We start from the raw sequence: 21,068 nt of genomic DNA on the forward strand, positions 1-21,068 counted from the left end.
TTTTTTAAAGAAAAAAATATATTTTATTTATTAACAAAAATATTATCCTCCGTTAATATGATTTCTTTCTCCTCGCCTATCGAAAACATGTAATCCTCCAGCACTTTTTCCGTGGTTCCTCTTAATCCTCTGGCCCCCAATCCTTTTTCCATAGTTTCTTCTACGATTTTTTCGATAGCGCCATCTGTAAATATAAGATTCGTACCATCCATTTTGAAGAGCTCCACAAACTGGTTGACGATTGAGTTCTTAGGTTCTTTCATGATTCTTACCATGGTCTCTTTGGTGAGTTTATCAAGGTAAGTAATAATCGGAAATCTTCCTAAAAGTTCAGGAATTAATCCAAAAGAACGAAGATCGATTGCATTAATATTGGTTAATATATATTCTTCTTCGTCTACTTTGTTGATCTTTTCAGAACTGAATCCTATCGCCTGTTTGTTCATTCTTCTTTCGATGATCTCTTTGATCCCGTCAAAAGCTCCTCCGGCAATAAACAGAATATTCTGGGTATTCACCTGAATATATTTCTGATCCGGATGTTTTCTTCCTCCCTGAGGCGGAACATTCACAATACTTCCTTCAAGAAGTTTCAGCAATCCCTGCTGCACTCCTTCTCCGGAAACATCTCTCGTAAGACTCGGATTGTCTGATTTTCTTGCAATTTTATCTATTTCATCAATAAATACAATTCCTCTTTCTGCTTTTTCTACATCAAAGTCGGCTACCATCAGAAGTCTTGAAAGAATACTTTCAACATCCTCTCCTACATAACCGGCTTCGGTAAGAATGGTAGCATCCACGATACAGAAAGGAACATTAAGCTCTCTTGCAATGGTTTTAGCCAGAAGCGTTTTTCCTGTCCCTGTTTCACCAATCATGATGATATTGGATTTCTCCAATTCTACTTCTCTGTTTTCATCTTTTGCATGAAGCAGTCTTTTATAGTGATTGTATACCGCGATAGAAAGCTGCTTCTTCGCCTGGTCCTGCCCAATCACATATTGATTTAGAAATTCTTTAATTTCTTTTGGTTTCTTCAGTTCGTCTATACTTTCTGCCGGAGAAGATGATGCAGTCTTGGAAACACTGTCTTTTACAATAACGTGCGCCTGCTCGATACAGTTCTCACAGATAAAGCCGTTCTGCCCAGAAATAAGCATCTGTACTTCATTTCTTTTTCTGCCGCAGAAAGAACATTGGTTTGAGTTCATACTATATAATAAGGTTAAAGAAAATCGTAAAAAATTTCTTTTTTACGATTTTGTATGATTTTTTAAGAATTAATAATTGAGTTTTGAATCTCTTTATATTCTTCGTCTGTTAATTTCAATCTTTCATTTCTGAAGTTCATGTCTTCCATCCTGTTTAAGGGAATAAGGTGGATGTGAGCATGAGGAACTTCAAGTCCAACTACAGCGACGCCTACTCTTACGCAGGGTACCGCATTTTTTATTTTTTTGGCGACCTGCTGGGCAAATCCCCAAAGATTTTTGTATTCTTCACTTTCCAGATCAAAGATCAGGTCTACTTCTTTTTTAGGAACTACCAGCGTATGTCCTTTCACCAGGGGCATTGCGTCAAGGAATGCGATAAAGTTATCATCCTCAGCAATTTTGTATGAGGGGATTTCGCCGTTGATGATTTTTGTGAATATACTGCTCATAGTGTAGAAGTTAGAAGTTAGATACTAGATATTAGAAGTTAGAAATTAGAAGTTTAATTTTATAAATCGTACTTAGATTACAGAGTGATGTCTAATACTTCGAAAGACAGTTTGTTTCCGTTTGGCAGGGTAATATCTGCAGTTTCCCCTATTACTTTTCCAAGTAATCCTTTTGCAATGGGTGTATTTACAGAAATTCTTCCTGTTTTAAGGTCGCTTTCATTATCCGGTACCAAAGTAAATACCTGCTCCTGCTTGGTCGCATTGTTTTTAAGTCTTACGGTGGTAAGGATAGAAACTTTTGAAGTATCTAATTGACTTTCATCTATGATCTTGGAAGTGGCGATAATATCTTTAAGCTTGGAAATTCTCATTTCAAGCATTCCCTGAGCCTCTTTAGCCGCATCATATTCAGCATTTTCAGATAAATCTCCTTTATCTCTTGCTTCTGCGATTTGCTGGGTAATTTTTGGTCTTTCCACAGTTTCTAACTGTTCCAGCTCAGCTTTCATTTTCTCTTGTCCCTCCTTTGTTACATAGCTTGCCATAATTTTCAAAATTTAGGTTTGGTATAAAAAAATAATCCGACATTTGCCGGACAATGTTTTACGTGTTATAATCGTTTAACTTTTACAAATATATAAAAATTTAAATTGAAATGAAAAAAACTTTTTCAATACTATCGATTTCAACACTACTGATTTTCAGTAATTTAACTATAAACTCATGTGGAAGCAGAGAAGACACTGTCAACTGCTTTCCAAACAATCCTATTAATGTAACTTTAAACCTGAACCTTCCTGCTTACAATGCCCTGAACTATGACGGAGGCTGGATTTATGTAAACGAACAGCAGTCCGGAACAAGAGGATTAATTGTGGTTCGCGCCGGGGAGACTTTTAAAGCTTACGACAGAAACGCTCCTCATATCTGTCCTGATGCCAATACAACTCTTGAAGTAAAAGACAACATCAGCATTCTGTGTCCCAAAGACAACACCCGGTGGATTTTAAGAACAGGGCAGCCTGAAGCCGGAGCCAAAACCTCTCTTCCTCCAAAGACCTATCTTTTCAATTACGATCCTGCGACCAAAAACCTAAATATTTTCTATTAAGATGAAGATTGTTGTACAGAGAGTTTCTGAAGCCAGTGTAAAAGTAGAGGGAAGTATTGTTGGAGAGATCGGAAAAGGCCTTATGCTGCTGGTTGGAATTGATGAAAATGACGAAAAAACAGATGCAGACTGGCTTGTTCAGAAAATTTTAAATCTCAGAATATTTGGCGATGAAGATGATAAACTTAATCTCTCCGTAAAGGACATTTCGGGAGAAATTCTTTGCATCAGCCAGTTTACCCTGATTGCGGATTACAAAAAAGGAAACCGCCCTTCTTTCATCAAAGCCGCCAAACCGGATAAAGCCATTCCTCTTTTCGATTATTTTAAAGAAGAAATAGCCAGGTCAGGATTGAAAACCGAAAGCGGAATTTTCGGCGCAGATATGAAAGTGTCTTTAGTAAATGACGGCCCGGTAACAATTGTTATGGATTCAATCACCAAAAACTAAGCATTTCCCGTCATTCAATTATTCATAAAAACCTAAGTAGAGGTTTGAAATAAAAAACCACCATGCGACTTAATTTTAAATTAATATCCGGACTTTTATTAACCCTAAGCATTCATTTCCTGAGTTTTGCACAGAGCCGGGAAAAGCTTTTAAAATCAAAACTGGACTCTGCGTTTTCAGAACTTTTTAAGGCAGACGAACCTGGTGGCGCTATTTTGATCCAGCAGGGAAATAAGATTCTGTACGAAAATTCTTTCGGGCTGGCAGACTTGAAAACACGTGAAAAATTCACATCTAAAACCGTTTCCAATCTCGGTTCTATTACTAAAACATTTGTGTCTTATGGAATTCTTATGCTTCAACATCGGCAGAAGCTTTCAACGGATGACAATCTGCTTACATTCTTTCCGGGTTTCAAGAATAAGAATTTAGCGTCCTCCATTAAACTTCGCCATATGCTTACCCACAGTTCCGGACTGCCTGATCTCAGAAATGTGGATAAAGACAGTATTTTTTACCTTACGGCTAAAGATGAGGAAAATTTCAGGCCTTTGCAATCTACGGATTCTCTGGAATTTGAACCGGGAACTCAATTCAACTATTCAAATCCTGCATACAATGGATTGGCTTTGGTTATTGAAAAAACAAGCGGTATGAAGTGGCAGCAGTTTATCGGTCAGAATATTTTTAAACCTGCCGGGATGAAAAACAGCCGTATTACCGATGGCAGTTTCCCTGAATCTCATGTTGCCCACGCCTATATTTTAAAGGATAACAGGTATCAGGAATATGATTACGGGGAGTATCCTACTTTTACGGCAGCCGGAAACGGAGGCGTATGGAGCTCTATTGAAGACCTGAAAAAATACATTGCTGCTATTAATCAATGCACATTTACTGACTGTTCTGTTATTAAATCTTCTGAAACCATAACCCATCCTTCTGGCTGGAAAGGTAAAAAAGCACCTTATCATACGGGAACATGGTTTGTACACAATGGATTTTATGCTGATATAAAAACCGAAGAAAATGTAAATGTTATAGAGCATGCCGGTGATCAGGGCGGTTTTAAATCCCACCTCATCATGATTCCGGAGAAAAACATGTCTATTATATGGCTTACCAACAATAATAAGTTCATTACCGGCCACATCCGGAGAATACTTCTTCAGATGAAATATATTGATTAAAAGGCAAAAATATCTTTCAAAATTTCTAAAAAGTTTTCATCAATAGCTTACCTCAAAAAAACAATTCTACAATACTTGCATCATCCGAAACAGCAGTTCATGGATGATTTTGGAGCATAAAAGTGGTTTTTTCTATATTTTTCTTAAAAATTACAATAGTTAAAAATTCTTAAACTATTTGAATCTGATCTACAAAACCAAAAATATAATCACCATTTAGTGAGTAATTTTAAAAATACAATGTAAGTTTTTCGTATTGTATATTTTGTATGTTTTAAATAATATATTTGAAAATACATCAACCAAAATAGAATATAGATGAAAACAAAAATTCACACTTTTATGTTATTGTTTTTTTGCTTTGTCCTTTCCTTTGGACAGGAAAAGGCTAATTCAAAAACAGTTTATGTATGCTTCACTAAAGATTTTCAATCTGAAAAAAACACTCTAAAGAAGAATTCAGACTTTGAAAATTTTGTAAAGACTCACGGGATTTCTTTTGTAAATGACTTTGGTTTCAGCAACGAAAGACTCGACGAAATGGCTGCAGAAAGCCGTAGAATAGGAAATTCTGATGAATCCATTCAAAAATTAAAAAGAATCTTTAAGGTTAAAATCTCCTCTCATGATGAAAACGATGTGCTTAAAATCACTTCCACTCTTAAACGATTTCCTGAAATCGAATATGTTTCAGTGGTAGACAATACCCCTATTAAACCACCTTTTGTGAATATTTATGCAGTAACACCCAATTTGGAGGTTGAGCAGAATTATCTAGTAGATAAACCCGGAATTAATGCAAAATATGCATGGACAAGGGGAATTACAGGACAGAACATTCGAATCAGAGATGTAGAATATGGTTTTTATAAGGAACATGAAATGCTGGCCAACATGAACACCATTCAATTAGAGTCCGGGTACTCTTTGCCAGCAGAAATGAACAATCCCAATAGCCAATACTACAGATGGCCGGATCATGGAACTGGGGTTGTAAGCATTATGGGATCTAAAAAAGATAATGTTGGAATATCCGGAGCTGCTTATGGCGCTGCAGAAATAAAAGGCTATATGGAATGGACCTCAAGTGCGGGGTACAGCAGAGCCAATGCTGTAAGCCGATCAATCAACGCCTCTCATTCAGGAGATATTATCTTGTATGAAATGCAGACAGGCGGAAAGGGTGGAGAATTTTGTCCCGCAGAATACGATGAAGTCATCTGGGATTTAACGAAAGCTGCCACTGATTCCGGAATTATTATTATCGCTGCCGCAGGTAACGGAAACCAAAACCTCAATGATCCTTTCTATTCTTCCTATAATGCAAGAGGAAACAGTGGAGCAATTATGGTAGGAGCCGGTTCATCTAATTCAACGCATTCCAGGTTGTATTTCAGTACTTATGGGAACAGAGTAGATGTACAGGGATGGGGAGAAAATGTACTGGCAGGAGGATACGGAGATTATGCCAAATATGATAATGATCTCAACAGAACCTATACCCGTTTTAGCGGAACAAGCTCTGCCACTCCGGTAGTAGCATCTGCAGCTACATTGATTCAGTCTTATTACTATCAGAGAACTGGTCAATATCTAACTCCTATCGCTATGAAAAACCTTTTGGTTAGTACGGGAATCCCGCAGGGAGGTTCCAATACCAATGAAAAAATAGGTCCGTTTCCCAATGTAAAAGCGGCTATACTTTCTCTTGAATCTCAGCTTGATACTTTCAAAACCAGCTCTGATGAAAAAGCTGTAAATTCCGTAAGCGAGCCTTTAGAGGTGAAGATTTATCCAAATCCTGCCACACAATACATTTCTTTAAAGTGCAATACCGATAAAGTAATTGATATTGAAATCGTCAACATGAACGGGCAATCTCTGATCAAAAAGTCTACAGCATCAAATAAACAGATTGATATATCTCAGCTTCCTGCAGGAAACTATATCATCAATATATATGAAGGCCAGAGAAGAGTTGTAGAGAAATTTACAAAACGATAATTCCATTAAATAAGAAAGAAGATGTTGCAAAAGAATACTCCTGTGAAAATATATTAATAACCTGGTTTTCAAATGGAACCCAAAAAAAAGTATTCTTTTGCAACATTCTTCTTCTTTTAAACAAATAGTATCTAAATTCTCATTATCACAATTTGAAACATATTTCTTACAATAATTAATTATTTTTAGCAAATAAATTATCACAAAAACGTGATTTAAATTAATTTTATAAATATCATCACTTATTGCTCGTTATATATATCACATTTTTAACTAAATGCGTTTATTTTTTTCGTAATTTCTATTATTTCTCATTAATATTATATATTTGATTAACAACCATTTAATACTATATTATGAGAACAAAAATTAGACTTTTCACATTATTTATTTTCAGCTTTTTCCTTTCTTACAGCCAAAATCAGGCTGATAAGAGTTATAAGCAAACCCCTAACATCTATGTATGTTTTTCAAAAAACATCAATTCTGAAAAAGAAGCACTCAGCAGAAATCCGGAACTGGCGGATTTCGTTAAGAGTCATGAAATTTCATTCATTAACGATCTTGGTTTCAGCGACAGAAAGCTTGAAGAAATGATCAAAGACAGCAGAGCCAATGGAAATTCCGGCGAATCTGTTGAGAAACTGAAAAGAATTTTCAGAATGAATGTATCATTACAAAGCGACAAGGAAGCAGAAAATGTTGCCCGTACTCTTGAAAAATTTCCTGAAGTGGAATATGTTTCCGTTATGAGCAGCACTCCTATTGAACCACCGTTCACCAAGGCATTTGTAGCAACTCCTGATCTAGAAAGTCTACAGACTTATCTTAATGACAATCCCGGAATCAATGCAAAGTATGCATGGTCAAGAGGAATTACAGGACAAAACATCCGTATCCGTGATGTAGAATACGGATTTTACAAAACTCATGAAATGCTGTCCAACCAAAATTCTATACAGCTGGAACCCGGATACTCACCTAATTCAGGATTAGCCAATAACAATTACCGTGACCACGGAACGGCTGTAGTAAGTATTTTGGGATCTGTAAAAGATAATATCGGGCTTTCAGGAGGAGCATACAGCGCTTCTCAGATAAGAGGCTATATGGAATGGACCACTGTGGGCTACAACAGAGCTTCCGCAGTAAGCAGATCTATCAATGCTTCTCAGGCAGGAGATATTATTTTATATGAAATGCAGACCGGCGGAAAAGACGGTCAGTACTGCCCTGCCGAATATGACAGCGTGATCTGGGACTTAACGAAAGCAGCTACAGATTCAGGAATTATCATCATTGCAGCAGCAGGAAACGGAAATCAGAATCTGGACGATCCTTTCTATGCCGCATACAGAAACAGAGGAAATAGCGGTGCCATTATTGTAGGAGCCGGTTCTCCCAATACAACCCATTCTAAACTGAGCTTCAGTACTTTTGGGAACCGGGTGGATGTACAGGGCTGGGGAAGCAGCGTTTTAGCAGCCGGTTATGGGTCTTATCAAAAATATGACAATGATAACAACAGAACTTACAATTATTTTAGCGGAACAAGCTCTGCAACTCCGATAGTAGCTTCTGCAGCGACACTGATCCAGGCTTATTATTACCAGAATACAGGCCAGTATCTGACTCCGGCAGCCATGAAGAATCTCTTGATCACGACAGGAATTCCTCAGGGAGGCACCGTTACCAATCAAAAAATAGGACCTCTTCCTAATGTGAAGAATGCCATCCTGAAACTGGAAAGCGGTTTTTCATCTGCCAAAACAAAAGTTCAGCCTCCTTTAGAAATTAAAATCTATCCTAATCCTACCACCAGCGACATTGCAATTCACAGCAATGACAGCAAAAATCTTGATTTTGAAATCATCAATATGCAGGGAAGAACTGTGATAAAAGGTTCTGCCTTGTCTGATGAAAAAATCAATACTTCCAATCTTCCGGCGGGACAATATATCATCAATATTACAGAAGGACAAAGAAGAGTAGTTGAGAAATTCACCAAATTATAATTCAAACCCAAAAGGTTCAATCAAACATAACTTTTGATCTGAAAATTCTCCTCCGGAAATGCAGATCTATCAACATAATGAGGTCGTCTGTTTCGGACGGCCTTATTTATTTTAACCTGAGTTTGGGATGAAGTATCTCTTTTTGATCATGTCAGGCCGATAGAAATTATTGAGGACAGGAAGTAACTACCCTTAAACAAAGCCACTGCGCTTACCAATGGAATACAAAATTAACTGTATCTTGTGCTGTTATTATTTAAATCATCAGAAATGAACGGAGAAAAAGATCTGGAAACACTTATAAAAAGCATGAAACCGAAACATATCAGCGGTGATTATGTTTTCTGCACCCTGAAAAGTATAGAGAATTTTGATTTAAACCATGCTGAAATGTTTTTCAGAGAAGAGGAAGGCATTACGCTTATTCTAAAAAAAGAAATTGCAGATCAATTCAATCTGGACTATTCTGTTGTAATGTCCTGGATTACGCTTACAGTACATTCTTCTCTTGAAGCGGTGGGATTAACAGCAGCTTTTTCAAAAGCGCTTTCAGAGAATGGCATCAGCTGTAATGTAGTGGCAGCCTATTACCATGATCATATTTTCGTCAATAAAAAAGATATTGAAAAAGCGATGGAAGTTTTAACAAAACTATCGGAATAAAAGAAAGGCTGCCTATATCGGGCAGCCTTTTTTATCTTTTACAAAAATTAGTTCGCGGGAACGCTGTTGAAATTAAGAGCAATTTTAAGATTCATATCAGAACTTGTCTGATTTTTCAATTCATAAACTGTTCTTACGGTAAGTCCTGAACTTTTCACAATCTCATCCAGGTATCCGGTATCGTTCAAATCCAGATTCAGACTGGAAGAGTCTGTTGTAATATTCGAACGTGATGCGACCAGCTTCTCCCCTGTTCCGCTGGATGAAACATACACTTTCACTGATTTAATAGCACTCAGATTTCCTCCTGAAGGAGATACTACCGAAATTTTGGCATCTGAAATTCTTACATCTTTAATCTTTGCATTATTATTACCTCCAAACCATGTCTGCACATTGGTAGCAGTAGATGTGGATGAAACTTCTTTATCGGCAGGTACTCCCGTAGACACCAAAACATTGGCAGTATAAGGGAATGTATTCTGAACGAGCGATTGTACAGTTCCACAGCTTACTACTACTGCTGAAACGGCCGCTGTCATTAAAAATATATTTTTCATAATGATAAACTTTTGGTAAGGGTTTGCAGAAATTATACCAAATCGGAACAACTTACTCTACACTTACATTAAAACTTCCTTTTGTATTTCCGGAAGCCATATTACTTTTCCCGATAATCAGCCATACTTCACCGCTTCCTTTTGTTTCGTAGGTGATTTCTCTACCGAAAGGTCCGTCATAATCACCGTTGGGAAGTTTAATCTGGTTGAATCTGATATTAAAGTCTTTTTCATGGGTTGAAATTTGGGCTTTAATATTCGGTTTGTCGTAATGGGTCAGTTTCAAAACCAGTTCCTGACCGTCTTTTGTAAACTCTTCACCCAATGTGAAAGGAAGCTGGGAAGCATCTGCGGTTCTTATGATCTGACCTTCTTTCTCACTTCTCATTACGCCTTTACGGAGTACTTCTTTGGTGACAGGAGCATTGTTAATAATTGAATCTTTCTTTCTCAGTGCTGCTGAATCTGCTTTTGCTGCAGCATCCGGCATTTCTGTAACCACGGCAGAATCTTTGTTTGGCGTCTCTGTGATGTTCGGTTCTTTTTTACAGGAAATAATAATCAATGGAATTAACAATAAGGATTTTCTCATAATAATTAATCTTTTAATGTTTCATAGTAAAGAATTTTGGAAAGGAAAGGTTTGGATGTTTCTCCTTTTACTTTCTCGAGTACTTTCTTTTTAAGCAGCGGATCTTTCTTTTCATCCGCATACTTCAGTAGTCCTCTTTCACTGAAATTAATCTGTTCCAGATGATAGTTTACTACAAAATCTTTACGTTTCATATTCTGGGAGGTAATAATTCCGCCCCAGCTGACATAACTGCAAGCCAAAATTGTTCCATAAAAATACCAGGTCATTGTATTAAACAGGAATGCATTTCTTTTTTTCTTCTGAATTTTAATGAAAGCAAGACTCAGCCCGATGAGCGACAGCAAAAGAAAAGCCCACACACCAAGTCTTTTGTAAGTGAAGCCATAGCTGATGATATACTCGTAGTTTTTTAATGCGGCGGAAAGAATAAGAACGGCATTCAGAATGATCCAGATTCTGGCAAGAATTTTCATCAACTTTGCTTTAGGATCAAAATTGAAACCGGATTTAAAATAAAACATAATCACCAGAACTGCCATTACAATAGACAGAATCACAGCATTTACTCTTTCATGAGTCTCTTCCGAAAGCTGAACCGGAGTTTTTGAAATTTCATAAAACTGTTCATAATTATAGGTGATAATAAAAAATATCAGTAAAATATTCAGGCAAAAAAAGGAAATAACTCCACTCATTCTCTCTGCATCAAGATCCAGGAAAGAATAGGTTGCTTTCTGGACTTTGCTGGTTTCCTGAAAATCGTCATCCAACAAATAATTTGCTTTATAAATAAATCTTTCCACGGCATAATTCCAGTAATTAAATGCAATAAAAAAACCTAGCGCCGACAGGCATATGATCTGCCAGATATTAATATCAAGCTCATAGTCTGTAAAAAGGGATGCAAAATGATTACTTCCTGCAGAATAAATTCCAAGAAATATCGAAATAAATATCAAAGGAATAATAATGAAACCCAGGGTTTTCTGCCATACTCCGGAGACATTTCTCTGGGGCAGCCACTGATCAAAGCTGAAAAATCTGAAAATTGCCGTGATGCTGTTGGTGATGAATACCGGAATGAGGAAAAGGATTTTCAGCCTTCTGTTTCTTGCGCGGTATCCCAGCAGAAGAACGGAACTTACAACCGCTAATAATGATGGAAAATCTCTGTACCACATAAAAGCAATACCTGACAGAATATTGGTAACAAAAAGTATCATAAAAGTTCTTGTTCTGTTGATCTGAGGTGTTTTGACCAAAGTAAGTATCGCGTAAATGATACTCAGGATGCCCAGATTGATTCCAATATCCTGATCATAGAATACGATCACGAATAAGGCGGCTGTAAGGAATATATAATGATGTGTTTTCATGATTTTTTTTTAAGAATTAAAAGATTAAAAAATTCAAGGATTAAAAGATTAGGAGATTAAGAGATTAGGAGTGGGAGAATTTATAGTTTAAAATTAATCAAGATGCCCATGTAAAGGATGGTGATGGGAATATTGACGAGAAGTAACAGGACAGAATTTCCGGAGGATTTCTTATCAGGAATATGGGTCAGAAATTCCATAAGCTCATATAGTAAGACAAGCAAATTGACCACGGCTGCAATGACGACAAAATAAAACCCGAATACCATGAAAAGATCTGCTTTGCTGACCAGGTAACAGATTAAAAGTAAAGTCCCTGATAAAAACGAGATCAGAAAAGTATTCCTGCCAAGCGCACTGCATTTTATTTTTTTCATGATGTATCATTTTTAATTTAATAGAGTACCGCTGTTTCTTTCTGCTGGATATAATCTTTCAGATGATCAAAATTCTGCCACAACAGGCTTTCAAAGTCCCAGTGATAAAAAGGTCTCATACTCTGCCCTTTCCTGTAGGCTTTTATGTAAATTTTTAAATATTCCGGAAGAATAAGGGTTCCCAATACAACGGCAGCCAGAAGATGGGCATTGAGCTTACCGTTTCCAAGAAGAAGATACTGCATGGCAACCTCATCTTCGAAATGGGTTCCGCATTCCGTGATCAGGTGATGTACATCGTGGTTTTCCATTTTGGGGATCATTGAAAATCCATGCTTTTTATAGAACTCGCCCAGTTTTCTACCTAAAGAATCTTCCTGAAACTGCAGCAGCTGTTCTTCATTGAACTGCCATTGCCTTCTTTTCTTTTTAAAATATTTTCTGTACAATTTTTGGGTTTTATCGTATACAAAAAGCAGAAACTGAACACGTATTTTTTTCATAATGTATTATTTAATTAGTTTAGATTAAGTCCTATTACAGCGTAAAGAATAGCTACGGGAATGTTGATCATTAAAAAACCTATGGCTTTGAGACAAGCGTTAAGTTTAGCCTGGACCACCATCCCATAAATCAAAAACCCGATTACAATGACCAGATTGATAAGGGCTCCAAAAATGAGTAGCAGGTAACCGCCAATCGCAAAATCTTCGATTCTGGTAATCAGGTATCCGAAAAGACAGATATTCCCCAGCAGAAAAAACAACCAGAAAGTGTATTTTCCCATGTTTATTATTTCATGATTTTTCATTGATCCAATATTTTAAGCTTGTGTTAAAGTAAAAACCGTTATTTCCGGGCGTACCATAAATCTGATCTGGAAGGAATGGCCGATAGCCCGGTTGATGTACAGCTTTCTTCCATCCTGAAGGTCTATTTCTCCTGATACATATTTTTTATTTTCTACAGGCAGAACAGGCGTGATAATCCCGGGAATTCCACACTGTCCTCCGTGCGTATGGCCGCTTAAAATCCATCCCTGATAACCATTCCAGATATCCCTGTCGCAGGCATCGGGATTATGACAGAGTACAATATTGGCTTTTGATGGATCTACAGTTTTCATCACTTCATCCGGATAAAAATTGGGCGACCATAAGTCTTCAAAGCCGATAAAATTCAGCCCATGGCTTTCTGCACTGTTATTTTTAAGCATCTTGATTTTAAAATCTTTAAGAATATCACAGATGTTTTCCGAACATACTGTATCGTTCCAGCTTCTTCCGTAATCATGGTTTCCAAGAATTCCGAAGGTGGACAGGCTTCCATATACTGCGTGTTCCATTACTTTTTTCAGGTTTTCGAGGTCTTCTGAACTCCCATGATTAACAAAATCTCCTGTGTAAACCACAAAATCAGGGTTGAATTGCTTAGCTTTTTCAAAGGATTCAATCAGGAAATTCCAGTCGAAACGGTCTCCTACGTGCAGGTCTGAGATTTGCATCAACGTTTTTCCTTTCAATATTTCCGGTAAATTTTTAACCGGAAGCTTTCTTTGTACAAATTCTACCCAGAAAGGCTCTATCTGCCAGGAATACAATGCAGGAAATGCTCCTATCACCGAAAGCTGGGCGAGTCTTTTAATAAACGTTTTTCTTGTCATCATTGCATTTGAAATCTTGTTTTAATTTCCTGCGAACGGGGTTCCGAAAATCCCTACGGCCAATTCGATCCAGATCAGTGCCAAGGCTATCAAGATGAAAATGCAGATCAAGATTCTCCGGCTTTGTGTTTTAATTCTGGTTCTTACTAAATTGATCAGGAAAGCCATACTAAAAAGTAAAATTCCGGCGATCAGGAAATCTGAAGCTGACCAATTGACTTCATCAGATAGTATGTTCCCCAGCAATGGAATACACAATAAGACTAGTGGAAGAGCATAAATAGCGAGTGTTTTTTGTTTTTGTGTCATCATTTTATTTAGTTTTAAAATATAAAGTACTTTGTATTTCAAAGTTTATTTTCAAAAAAATATAAGGTTTATCTGCCTAATAATTTTTCAAGAGCATCCAAATGTTCATTAAAAGCCTGCCTTCCCTTCTGGGTAACACGGTACGAGGTTTTGGGCTTTTTGCCTACAAATTCTTTTTTGACTTCAATATATTCTGATTTTTCCAAAGCTGTGCTGTGGCTGGCAAGGTTACCGTCGGTAATTTCCAGGAGTCCTTTCATTTCTGAAAAATCAACCCAGTCGTTGACCATAAGAACAGACATAATGCCCAATCTTACACGGCTTTCGAATTCTTTATTGAGTTGGCTGATTTTAATCATTTTAATGGCATCTTATCTCTACGGAAAAATCGTAAAGCGCCGGATTTACGGCAATTATTTCTTTTGCTTTCTTATTCCTGAGGATTACGAAATCGTGATCTTAAACAACTTCAAGCTAAAACCCTGCAAAAATAAGCATTAACAGGATGATAAGCTTTTTCATTTTCAGAAAAGAACAGTTTTTATTTATATTTTTTGTGCATAATCAATCCGTATACAATATGCAGGACTCCGAAACCGATAGCCCAGAACACCAATCCCCATCCCAGAAAGAACAGAGAAACGAGTCCCAATACAATCTGGCAGTAGCCCAGGTATTTTATATCCGGTAAAGTATATCTTTCCGCACTCACCAGAGCAATTCCATAAAATATAAGCGTGGCAGGAGCTATCCATACAAAAAGGTGATGAAACAGAAGCGCGAGGCAGAAAACTCCTCCCGTAATGAGCGGAACGGCAAAAGTAGCCAATAAGCGTTTCGTGGTTGCATCCCAGATTTTCAATCCTTTCTTTTTGCTTTTATTAGCCGTGAAAATATAGCCGCTGAGGATAGCCGTGAATAAGATCACAGTTCCAACCGCTACAAGTTCTTTTACCAAAGCAGGGCCGAAAAAATTCCGGTCTCCTTCAAAATAATCAATTCCTTCCCTTTTAAAGACAAAATACACATATCCTGCCCCTAACAAAGCAGCAAGGCCGGCAACAACTCCCGACAGACCGCTTAATGAAATAAATCTGGAAGACCGCTCCATCATGGAACGGATATGGGATAAGTCTTCGTGATAGTTTTTTGAATCCATAAAAAGAACTTTGAATTACAAAGTTAAAATTTATTTTTAATCTTCCAATATTTTTTTTAAAATTTTAAAAGCATTTTTTCAAAAGACAAGATAAAAATTCTGGTTAAAAAGAAATATCATTCGTAGTATAAGCCAGGAAATAAAGTCGTTGTCTTTTATTTAAAGTACAGGAAAACTCCATTTTTCTATTAGAGAATTGTGATGATTTGAATTGGTCCTTTTTAAGGCCTGACTCAGGCTTTCAAATACAAAATTCAAAGCTTTCTCCCTGAAAATCAAACCCTTTTCTCGTTAAAATTGTAGTTACATATACTATATCTGTCAGCAATAATAAACCCTAAACTTAATTATGTTGAAAAATTTACGTTAAAAATACATAATTTAACTAAAATTAATCTATAAATTATTGTAAAAAAAATAACTTATCAATTATTAAACACTAAATACTTAATAATTAACAAAAAATTAATATTAAAGGCGAAAAACCATCATATTTTTAAAAAAAAACAACATATTTGCATAAATTATTTATTAAAATTTGTTAATATGAATGTGAAACTAAAAATCCTATCTACTGCAGTAGTCTTTTTTACGGCTCAGGCTGTAACTGCACAGAAAGATTCGACGAAGACTAAAGACATTGATGAAGTAGTAATTGTTGCCTATGGTAAACAGAAAAAAGGAACGATTACCGGATCAAATATCCAGGTAGATGCAGCTAAAATAGAAAACCGTCCTATTTCCAACGTTTTACAAGCACTGGATGGAGCTGGAGCAGGTATCCAGATTGCTGCAGGTACAGGCCAGCCTGGTGAAGGTTCATCAATAAGAATCAGAGGAACAGGTTCTTATCTTGTTTCAAACGAACCCCTTTTAATTGTTGATGGAGTCCCTTTTCCTGGAAATTTAAATGCATTGAACCCTAATGATATTGAGAGTGTAAATGTGTTGAAAGATGCATCATCAACAGCTCTATACGGTTCAAGTGCTGCTAATGGAGTTATTATGGTAACTACTAAGAGAGGTAAGAAAAATTCATCAAGATTTACCCTTAATTCCAATACAGGTATCGTAAGCAGATTTGTACAGGAATATGACAGGGTAGGAACCGCAGATTACTATGTTCTTGCATGGGAAGCCATGCGTAATGGGAGAAGATTAACGAACCCAACGGAAAGTTTAGCTGCATCAAATTTATGGGCAACTAATAATTTAATTTCCGGAAACTTAAGAACAAACGTTTATGACGTTCCGGATACTCAGTTGGTTGTGGACGGAATGCTTAATCCTTCGGCAAAGCTTCGTTACAATGATTTTGACTGGGCCGCTCCGATCATAGGTGTAGGCTTAAGACAAGACCATAGTATCAGTTTTTCCGGTGGAAGTGATAAAAGTACATTGTTCAGCTCACTAGGCTACACGAACGAAAAGGGATATATCACAAAATCAAGCTTTGAGCGTCTTAATTTAAGGATTAATGCAGATTCTCAAGTTAAAGACTGGTTTAAAATCGGAACCAGCTTAAATGGTGTTATTACCAGTCAAGGTTTAGCCGTTAATGGAGCAGACAATAATTCCGCCTATATAAATCCATATGCATGGACACGTGGTATGGGACCAATCTATAGCCCATATCGACATAACCCTGTTACGGGAGAGAGAATGTACGACGTGAATGGAGATGTTCTTTATGATGATGGTTCTTTACGAGGTGTTGATGCCGCAGCAGGTAGAAATATCATTTGGGAAACATTATTAAATGATGATAAAACCAATTCATATAACCTACAGTCTAATGTATATGCAGAGTTTAAACTTTTACCGGAATTGATGTTCCGAACCAATGCGGCTTATAACTTCAGAGGAACATTAAACAAAACCTATGGAAATAGGCTCATCGGGGATGCTTTGGGAATTGGTTCTGCTTCCAGAACCATGTATCTGACCAGAGATTTTACGTGGAACCAGGTATTAACCTACAATAAAAAATTGGGAGGACATGATGTAACGGTTCTTGCAGGACATGAAAACTTTGATTACAAACAAGACTACTTATATGGGTATAAGCGAAATCAGGTATTAGATAATTTCTACGAATTCGGAAATTTTGTAGATAACAATACGCTTAATTCATATCTTAGAGAAAGAACTAAAGAAAGCTGGTTTACAAGGTTGAACTATAATTACAATGAAAAATACCTTCTAGAGGGTTCTGTAAGATGGGATGGATCTTCCCGTTTTGCTACAGATGTAAGATGGCAGTCATTCTGGTCAGCAGGTGCCGGATGGGTAATTTCAAAAGAAAATTTCCTTCAGGATAGTAAATTTATCAATTTCTTAAAACTGCGAGGTTCTTACGGAGAAGTAGGTAATGACGCTTTAGATACGAATTATGCTTATCAAACCTTATTTTCTTTAGGATACAACAATGGTACAGAACCAGGAATTTTACTTACTAATGTAGGTGATCCATTAATTACCTGGGAAACTAAAGCGCAATCTGATGTTGCCTTAGAATTTGAATTATTTAATAAAAGAGTCCGTGGTACATTAGAATATTATAATTCTGAAACAAAAGGATTGCTTTTCCCATTTCAAACTCCTGTAAATGCAGGTATTCCTGGTAACAGTATCGATAGAAATGTGGGGAATTTGGTCAATAAAGGGTATGAAATCACTTTGAGCGCAGATATTATCAAGAATCAAAACGTGAAATGGACTGTATCAGCCTATGGAACTTCATATAAAAATGAAATTACCACCCTGTCACAAAACGAATTTATCAGTGGTACTAAAAAACTAATGGTAGGTAAGGATTTATACGCGTTCTGGCTGAGATCATGGTACGGAGTAGATCCTTCTGATGGTGCCCCACTATTTGTATTAGATCAGGATGCATTCCCTAGTACTACAGCCACAGATGTAAGAACCGTCAATGGTGTTCTGGTTACTACCAATCAGAATAAAGCAAAATATGAATATCACGGATCTGCAATTCCTGATTTCTTTGGAAACTTTTCAACTACTTTCAATTTCAAAAATTGGGAACTTTCCGCATCCTTTAATTATCAGATGGGAGGAAAAATATATGACTCTAACTATGCAGGTTTAATGGATGCTTTTCCTCAGGGAGGAGCCATACATACCGACATGTATAACCGTTGGACTACTCCCGGGCAGATCACAGATGTACCTGCTCTGAACTCTTCAACAGTGGTAGCTTCAAATTCGGCCTCATCAAGATGGCTGGTGGACGCCAGTTATCTCATGTTGAGAAATGCATCAATAGGCTATAGCTTCAGTTCTGATATTGTGAAAAGCGTAGGAGTAAGCAGCTTAAAATTGTTCGTGAGTGGAGAAAACCTTTGGGTTACCAGCAAAAGAAAAGGCTTAGAGCCCTATTCTACCTTTAATGGTACTGTAACGAACAGATATTCGCCTTCCAGAATTATTACTTTCGGTTTAAGTACAACTTTTTAAAATTATCAAAATGAAATTTCTTACCAATAAAACACTTTTAATTTCCGGTCTCTCTCTATTAAGTATTTTATCATCTTGTGAAAGAGATGATCTGGAAAAAGATCCAACAGAAGCAGCGAGTGAGCTTTTAGTAACCTCAAGTTTGGATAACTTAAATATTGCCATTAACGGGATGCATAGAAATATGTATTACAGACAAAACAGCAGTCAGGGGCAGAATGGAGCTACCGGAGTAATGATTTATATGGATGTAATGGGTGATGATTTAGTTTTCCCTACTACAGGTAACAACTGGTTTATATCAACGCTAAGATGGCTGGACAATGCTAATGCCACTTCTACAAATTTATTTTATCCATACGATTTTTTCTATGGACAGATAAGGATTGCAAACATTATCATAAAAGCAGCTCCAAATGTTACAGGAGATCAGGTACTGAAGGATAAAGTAATGGGCGAAGCTTACGCTTTCAGAGCATATAGCTATTTTATGCTTGCCCAAATCTATGCAAAAAGATATGTGCCGGGAACAACGAATTCGCAACCTGGATTACCGCTTAGGCTGGATGATTCTTTCAACCCTATTCCAAGAGCATCTTTAGAAGAAGTTTATACTTCAATCAATTCAGATTTGGCACAGGCTTACACTTATTTAAACGGTAAAACGAGATCAGATAAATCTCACTTTAATGCAAATGTTGTAAGAGGTCTAATGGCAAGGGTAGCTTTAGTACAAGGAAAATATGCTAACGCTGCTTTATATGCAAAAGAAGCAAGACAGGGGTTTGGATTAATGAGCAATACTCAGTATAAATCAGGTTTCAACAGCTATTCTATCTCTGAATGGGTTTGGGGCTATAAACCAATTGATGCCACAACCGACTTCTTTGGAAATTTTATGGGCTATATGTCCAGAAATTATAATTCAGGACAGATCAGACAGGCTCCTAAAGTTGTCAACAATTTATTATATGCGCAGTTTCCGACAACTGATGTGAGAACACAGGTTATTGATCCTACGGGAGCACATACTACACTTGCATTGCCTTCTACGTACAGTAAATTTCCTTATACATCTCAGAAATTTCTTTCTGTAAATGCATCAGGAACTGTTGATAACAATACAAGCTTAGGTGATATTCCATTTATGAGAGCTGCAGAGATGTATCTTATCGAAGCTGAAGCATTAGCAAAAGACAATAAAGAAGCAGACTCTAAAATTGTATTTAATGAGTTTACAAAAAACAGAAATCCTTCATATGCTGGTGCTACAACTACAGGGCAGGCCTATATTACTGAAATTTTAAACAGCAGAAGATTAGAACTTTGGGGAGAGGGCTTCAGATTCCTTGATCTGAAGAGATTAAATCTTCCTTTAGACAGGACTGGGGCTAACCATGTATCTGCAGTTACTAATAATTTAATGACTGTTCCTGCCGGAGACAAGCGATGGACATGGCTTATTCCTCAGGCAGAGATCAATGCATCTCAAAATTTAGTAGAGCAAAACGAACTTTAATTCAACATTCATATTAACTTCAGAGGTCCGTTTCATAATTGAAGCGGATCTCTTTTTGATTAAAAATCAAATCAATACATCAAAAAAGAGGTTAGCCTTTTCGGCTAACCTCTTCTATTTTAGTCAAAGCAAAATTTATTTTGCCCGTAATTTCTCTTTAATAGCTTCAATATTTTTCTTCGCAGAATCTTCGAGAATCAAGCTGGCACTCATGTGGATTCTTGCAGGCATCAGTTCATTGAAATGATCTGTTCCTTCCCATGATACTTTCTTGATTAAAGCCAAAGCGTCACTGCTTCTGGAAGCTAATATCTGCATGAATTTCTCTAATTTAGCATCCATTTCTTCAATATTTTCAGATACGGAATGATAAACATTATGCTGTTCTGCCCATTCTGCCGATCTGAAATCTGCATCAATAGCCATTGCTGAAAACTGTGATTTTCCGATTTTTCTTTCTACATAAGGTCCGATCACAAAAGGCCCTATTCCTAAATTGATTTCCGTAAGCGCCAAAGCAGAATCTTTAGTAGCGAAACAATAATCTGCTCCACAAGCAATTCCTACGCCACCACCGGTAGTTTTTCCCTGAACTCTTACCACTACTATTTTCCCGCAGTTTCTCATCGCGTTAAGGACTTTGGCAAATCCTCCGAAAAATTTTGTGGAGTTTTCAAGTTCTTCAATGGCTAAAAGCTCATCAAAACTTGCTCCGGCACAGAATGCTTTTTCTCCTTCACTTTTTACTAAAATAGCTTTTACTTCTTCTTTAGCTCCTTCATCTAAGATGGTCTGAGCCAGTTTTTCTAAAATTGCTCCCGGAAGTGAATTGCTTTTGGGGGTTCCGAAAGTAATTTCGGCAATATTATTTTTAATTTCTGATGCTACGAACTCGTTCATTTTTACTTTTATTGGATTCTTACAAAA

Annotated in this window: 22 protein-coding genes; 8 read left to right on the forward strand and 14 right to left on the reverse strand. The window is 36.9% G+C overall.

Annotated features, from left to right (window positions below):
- Positions 1-23 precede the first annotated feature (23 nt).
- The 3 genes from clpX to greA form a co-directional block, all read right to left on the reverse strand.
- On the reverse strand, positions 24-1,214 hold the full coding sequence (clpX, locus tag ACM46_RS00130) for an ATP-dependent Clp protease ATP-binding subunit ClpX (RefSeq protein ID WP_048504615.1): 1,191 nt from the start codon (positions 1,212-1,214) through the stop codon (positions 24-26).
- Positions 1,215-1,276: 62 nt separating this feature from the next.
- A complete protein-coding gene (locus tag ACM46_RS00135; protein WP_048504616.1) occupies positions 1,277-1,666 on the reverse strand; it encodes an HIT family protein in 390 nt (129 codons plus the stop codon).
- 77 nt (positions 1,667-1,743) lie between these two features.
- Positions 1,744-2,214 carry a transcription elongation factor GreA gene (greA, locus tag ACM46_RS00140; RefSeq protein WP_048504617.1) on the reverse strand — a complete coding sequence of 157 codons (471 nt, stop codon included), beginning with the start codon at positions 2,212-2,214 and terminating at the stop codon, positions 1,744-1,746.
- Between the two features lie 110 nt (positions 2,215-2,324).
- On the opposite strand from greA, the gene ACM46_RS00145 reads away from it, so the two are divergent.
- The 6 genes from ACM46_RS00145 (at position 2,325) to ACM46_RS00170 (ending at position 9,103) form a co-directional block, all read left to right on the forward strand.
- A complete protein-coding gene (locus ACM46_RS00145; protein ID WP_048504618.1) occupies positions 2,325-2,780 on the forward strand; it encodes a Rieske (2Fe-2S) protein in 456 nt (151 codons plus the stop codon).
- 1 nt (position 2,781) lies between these two features.
- Positions 2,782-3,231, forward strand: coding sequence for a D-aminoacyl-tRNA deacylase (dtd, locus tag ACM46_RS00150; RefSeq protein ID WP_048504619.1), 450 nt, complete (start codon positions 2,782-2,784; stop codon positions 3,229-3,231).
- Between the two features lie 62 nt (positions 3,232-3,293).
- The gene (locus tag ACM46_RS00155) at positions 3,294-4,421 is read left to right on the forward strand and encodes a serine hydrolase domain-containing protein (protein ID WP_048504620.1); all 1,128 of its coding nucleotides are present in this window, start codon (positions 3,294-3,296) and stop codon (positions 4,419-4,421) included.
- A gap of 318 nt (positions 4,422-4,739) precedes the next feature.
- Complete coding sequence (locus tag ACM46_RS00160; RefSeq protein ID WP_048504621.1) at positions 4,740-6,425, forward strand: S8 family peptidase; 1,686 nt, start codon at positions 4,740-4,742, stop codon at positions 6,423-6,425.
- A 356-nt stretch (positions 6,426-6,781) separates the two neighbouring features.
- Positions 6,782-8,440 carry a S8 family peptidase gene (locus ACM46_RS00165; RefSeq protein WP_048504622.1) on the forward strand — a complete coding sequence of 553 codons (1,659 nt, stop codon included), beginning with the start codon at positions 6,782-6,784 and terminating at the stop codon, positions 8,438-8,440.
- A gap of 270 nt (positions 8,441-8,710) precedes the next feature.
- Entirely contained in the window at positions 8,711-9,103 is a 393-nt protein-coding gene (locus tag ACM46_RS00170) for an ACT domain-containing protein (RefSeq protein ID WP_048504623.1), read from the forward strand.
- Between the two features lie 47 nt (positions 9,104-9,150).
- Here ACM46_RS00170 and ACM46_RS00175 read toward each other — a convergent pair whose 3' ends face one another.
- From ACM46_RS00175 to ACM46_RS00220, 10 genes are all read right to left on the reverse strand, one after another.
- Positions 9,151-9,663, reverse strand: a complete 513-nt coding sequence (locus tag ACM46_RS00175) for a hypothetical protein (protein ID WP_048504624.1) — start codon at positions 9,661-9,663, stop codon at positions 9,151-9,153.
- 52 nt (positions 9,664-9,715) lie between these two features.
- Positions 9,716-10,255: a hypothetical protein gene (locus tag ACM46_RS00180; protein WP_048504625.1), complete on the reverse strand. Its 540-nt coding sequence runs from the start codon at positions 10,253-10,255 to the stop codon at positions 9,716-9,718.
- 5 nt (positions 10,256-10,260) lie between these two features.
- Positions 10,261-11,634: a DUF4153 domain-containing protein gene (locus tag ACM46_RS00185; RefSeq protein ID WP_048504626.1), complete on the reverse strand. Its 1,374-nt coding sequence runs from the start codon at positions 11,632-11,634 to the stop codon at positions 10,261-10,263.
- An 80-nt stretch (positions 11,635-11,714) separates the two neighbouring features.
- A complete protein-coding gene (locus tag ACM46_RS00190; RefSeq protein ID WP_048504627.1) occupies positions 11,715-12,011 on the reverse strand; it encodes a hypothetical protein in 297 nt (98 codons plus the stop codon).
- A 17-nt stretch (positions 12,012-12,028) separates the two neighbouring features.
- Positions 12,029-12,514, reverse strand: coding sequence for a Coq4 family protein (locus ACM46_RS00195; protein ID WP_048504628.1), 486 nt, complete (start codon positions 12,512-12,514; stop codon positions 12,029-12,031).
- Between the two features lie 14 nt (positions 12,515-12,528).
- Positions 12,529-12,822, reverse strand: coding sequence for a hypothetical protein (locus ACM46_RS00200; RefSeq protein ID WP_048504629.1), 294 nt, complete (start codon positions 12,820-12,822; stop codon positions 12,529-12,531).
- Between the two features lie 12 nt (positions 12,823-12,834).
- Positions 12,835-13,674, reverse strand: a complete 840-nt coding sequence (locus ACM46_RS00205) for a metallophosphoesterase (RefSeq protein WP_048504630.1) — start codon at positions 13,672-13,674, stop codon at positions 12,835-12,837.
- A 21-nt stretch (positions 13,675-13,695) separates the two neighbouring features.
- Positions 13,696-13,986: a hypothetical protein gene (locus tag ACM46_RS00210; RefSeq protein ID WP_083997301.1), complete on the reverse strand. Its 291-nt coding sequence runs from the start codon at positions 13,984-13,986 to the stop codon at positions 13,696-13,698.
- Between the two features lie 65 nt (positions 13,987-14,051).
- Positions 14,052-14,342, reverse strand: coding sequence for a winged helix-turn-helix domain-containing protein (locus ACM46_RS00215; protein WP_048504632.1), 291 nt, complete (start codon positions 14,340-14,342; stop codon positions 14,052-14,054).
- A 182-nt stretch (positions 14,343-14,524) separates the two neighbouring features.
- Positions 14,525-15,142: a hypothetical protein gene (locus ACM46_RS00220; RefSeq protein WP_048504633.1), complete on the reverse strand. Its 618-nt coding sequence runs from the start codon at positions 15,140-15,142 to the stop codon at positions 14,525-14,527.
- A 546-nt stretch (positions 15,143-15,688) separates the two neighbouring features.
- On the opposite strand from ACM46_RS00220, the gene ACM46_RS00225 reads away from it, so the two are divergent.
- Together ACM46_RS00225 and ACM46_RS00230 are read left to right on the forward strand one after the other, a co-directional pair.
- Complete coding sequence (locus ACM46_RS00225) at positions 15,689-18,622, forward strand: SusC/RagA family TonB-linked outer membrane protein (RefSeq protein WP_053082649.1); 2,934 nt, start codon at positions 15,689-15,691, stop codon at positions 18,620-18,622.
- A 10-nt stretch (positions 18,623-18,632) separates the two neighbouring features.
- Positions 18,633-20,141 (forward strand): RagB/SusD family nutrient uptake outer membrane protein, encoded by a 1,509-nt coding sequence (locus ACM46_RS00230; protein ID WP_048504634.1) that lies wholly within the window; start codon positions 18,633-18,635, stop codon positions 20,139-20,141.
- Positions 20,142-20,276: 135 nt separating this feature from the next.
- On the opposite strand, the gene ACM46_RS00235 is transcribed toward ACM46_RS00230, so the two are convergent.
- Complete coding sequence (locus tag ACM46_RS00235; protein WP_048504635.1) at positions 20,277-21,041, reverse strand: enoyl-CoA hydratase/isomerase family protein; 765 nt, start codon at positions 21,039-21,041, stop codon at positions 20,277-20,279.
- Positions 21,042-21,068 lie beyond the last annotated feature (27 nt).

Source organism: Chryseobacterium angstadtii (assembly GCF_001045465.1).
GTDB classification, from domain to species: domain Bacteria; phylum Bacteroidota; class Bacteroidia; order Flavobacteriales; family Weeksellaceae; genus Chryseobacterium; species Chryseobacterium angstadtii.

Excerpts from the sequence above, each read along its gene's own strand:
- ACM46_RS00165 (WP_048504622.1), top strand. The coding sequence starts at position 6,782 with ATGAGAACAAAAATTAGACTTTTCACATTATTTATTTTCAGCTTTTTC.
- clpX (WP_048504615.1), bottom strand. The coding sequence starts at position 1,214 with ATGAACTCAAACCAATGTTCTTTCTGCGGCAGAAAAAGAAATGAAGTA.
- ACM46_RS00145 (WP_048504618.1), top strand. The coding sequence starts at position 2,325 with ATGAAAAAAACTTTTTCAATACTATCGATTTCAACACTACTGATTTTC.
- ACM46_RS00235 (WP_048504635.1), bottom strand. The coding sequence starts at position 21,041 with ATGAACGAGTTCGTAGCATCAGAAATTAAAAATAATATTGCCGAAATT.
- ACM46_RS00185 (WP_048504626.1), bottom strand. The coding sequence starts at position 11,634 with ATGAAAACACATCATTATATATTCCTTACAGCCGCCTTATTCGTGATC.
- ACM46_RS00135 (WP_048504616.1), bottom strand. The coding sequence starts at position 1,666 with ATGAGCAGTATATTCACAAAAATCATCAACGGCGAAATCCCCTCATAC.
- ACM46_RS00175 (WP_048504624.1), bottom strand. The coding sequence starts at position 9,663 with ATGAAAAATATATTTTTAATGACAGCGGCCGTTTCAGCAGTAGTAGTA.
- ACM46_RS00160 (WP_048504621.1), top strand. The coding sequence starts at position 4,740 with ATGAAAACAAAAATTCACACTTTTATGTTATTGTTTTTTTGCTTTGTC.
- ACM46_RS00170 (WP_048504623.1), top strand. The coding sequence starts at position 8,711 with ATGAACGGAGAAAAAGATCTGGAAACACTTATAAAAAGCATGAAACCG.
- ACM46_RS00220 (WP_048504633.1), bottom strand. The coding sequence starts at position 15,142 with ATGGATTCAAAAAACTATCACGAAGACTTATCCCATATCCGTTCCATG.
- ACM46_RS00190 (WP_048504627.1), bottom strand. The coding sequence starts at position 12,011 with ATGAAAAAAATAAAATGCAGTGCGCTTGGCAGGAATACTTTTCTGATC.
- ACM46_RS00210 (WP_083997301.1), bottom strand. The coding sequence starts at position 13,986 with ATGATGACACAAAAACAAAAAACACTCGCTATTTATGCTCTTCCACTA.
- greA (WP_048504617.1), bottom strand. The coding sequence starts at position 2,214 with ATGGCAAGCTATGTAACAAAGGAGGGACAAGAGAAAATGAAAGCTGAG.
- ACM46_RS00200 (WP_048504629.1), bottom strand. The coding sequence starts at position 12,822 with ATGAAAAATCATGAAATAATAAACATGGGAAAATACACTTTCTGGTTG.
- ACM46_RS00230 (WP_048504634.1), top strand. The coding sequence starts at position 18,633 with ATGAAATTTCTTACCAATAAAACACTTTTAATTTCCGGTCTCTCTCTA.
- ACM46_RS00180 (WP_048504625.1), bottom strand. The coding sequence starts at position 10,255 with ATGAGAAAATCCTTATTGTTAATTCCATTGATTATTATTTCCTGTAAA.
- dtd (WP_048504619.1), top strand. The coding sequence starts at position 2,782 with ATGAAGATTGTTGTACAGAGAGTTTCTGAAGCCAGTGTAAAAGTAGAG.
- ACM46_RS00225 (WP_053082649.1), top strand. The coding sequence starts at position 15,689 with ATGAATGTGAAACTAAAAATCCTATCTACTGCAGTAGTCTTTTTTACG.
- ACM46_RS00205 (WP_048504630.1), bottom strand. The coding sequence starts at position 13,674 with ATGACAAGAAAAACGTTTATTAAAAGACTCGCCCAGCTTTCGGTGATA.
- ACM46_RS00195 (WP_048504628.1), bottom strand. The coding sequence starts at position 12,514 with ATGAAAAAAATACGTGTTCAGTTTCTGCTTTTTGTATACGATAAAACC.
- ACM46_RS00155 (WP_048504620.1), top strand. The coding sequence starts at position 3,294 with ATGCGACTTAATTTTAAATTAATATCCGGACTTTTATTAACCCTAAGC.
- ACM46_RS00215 (WP_048504632.1), bottom strand. The coding sequence starts at position 14,342 with ATGATTAAAATCAGCCAACTCAATAAAGAATTCGAAAGCCGTGTAAGA.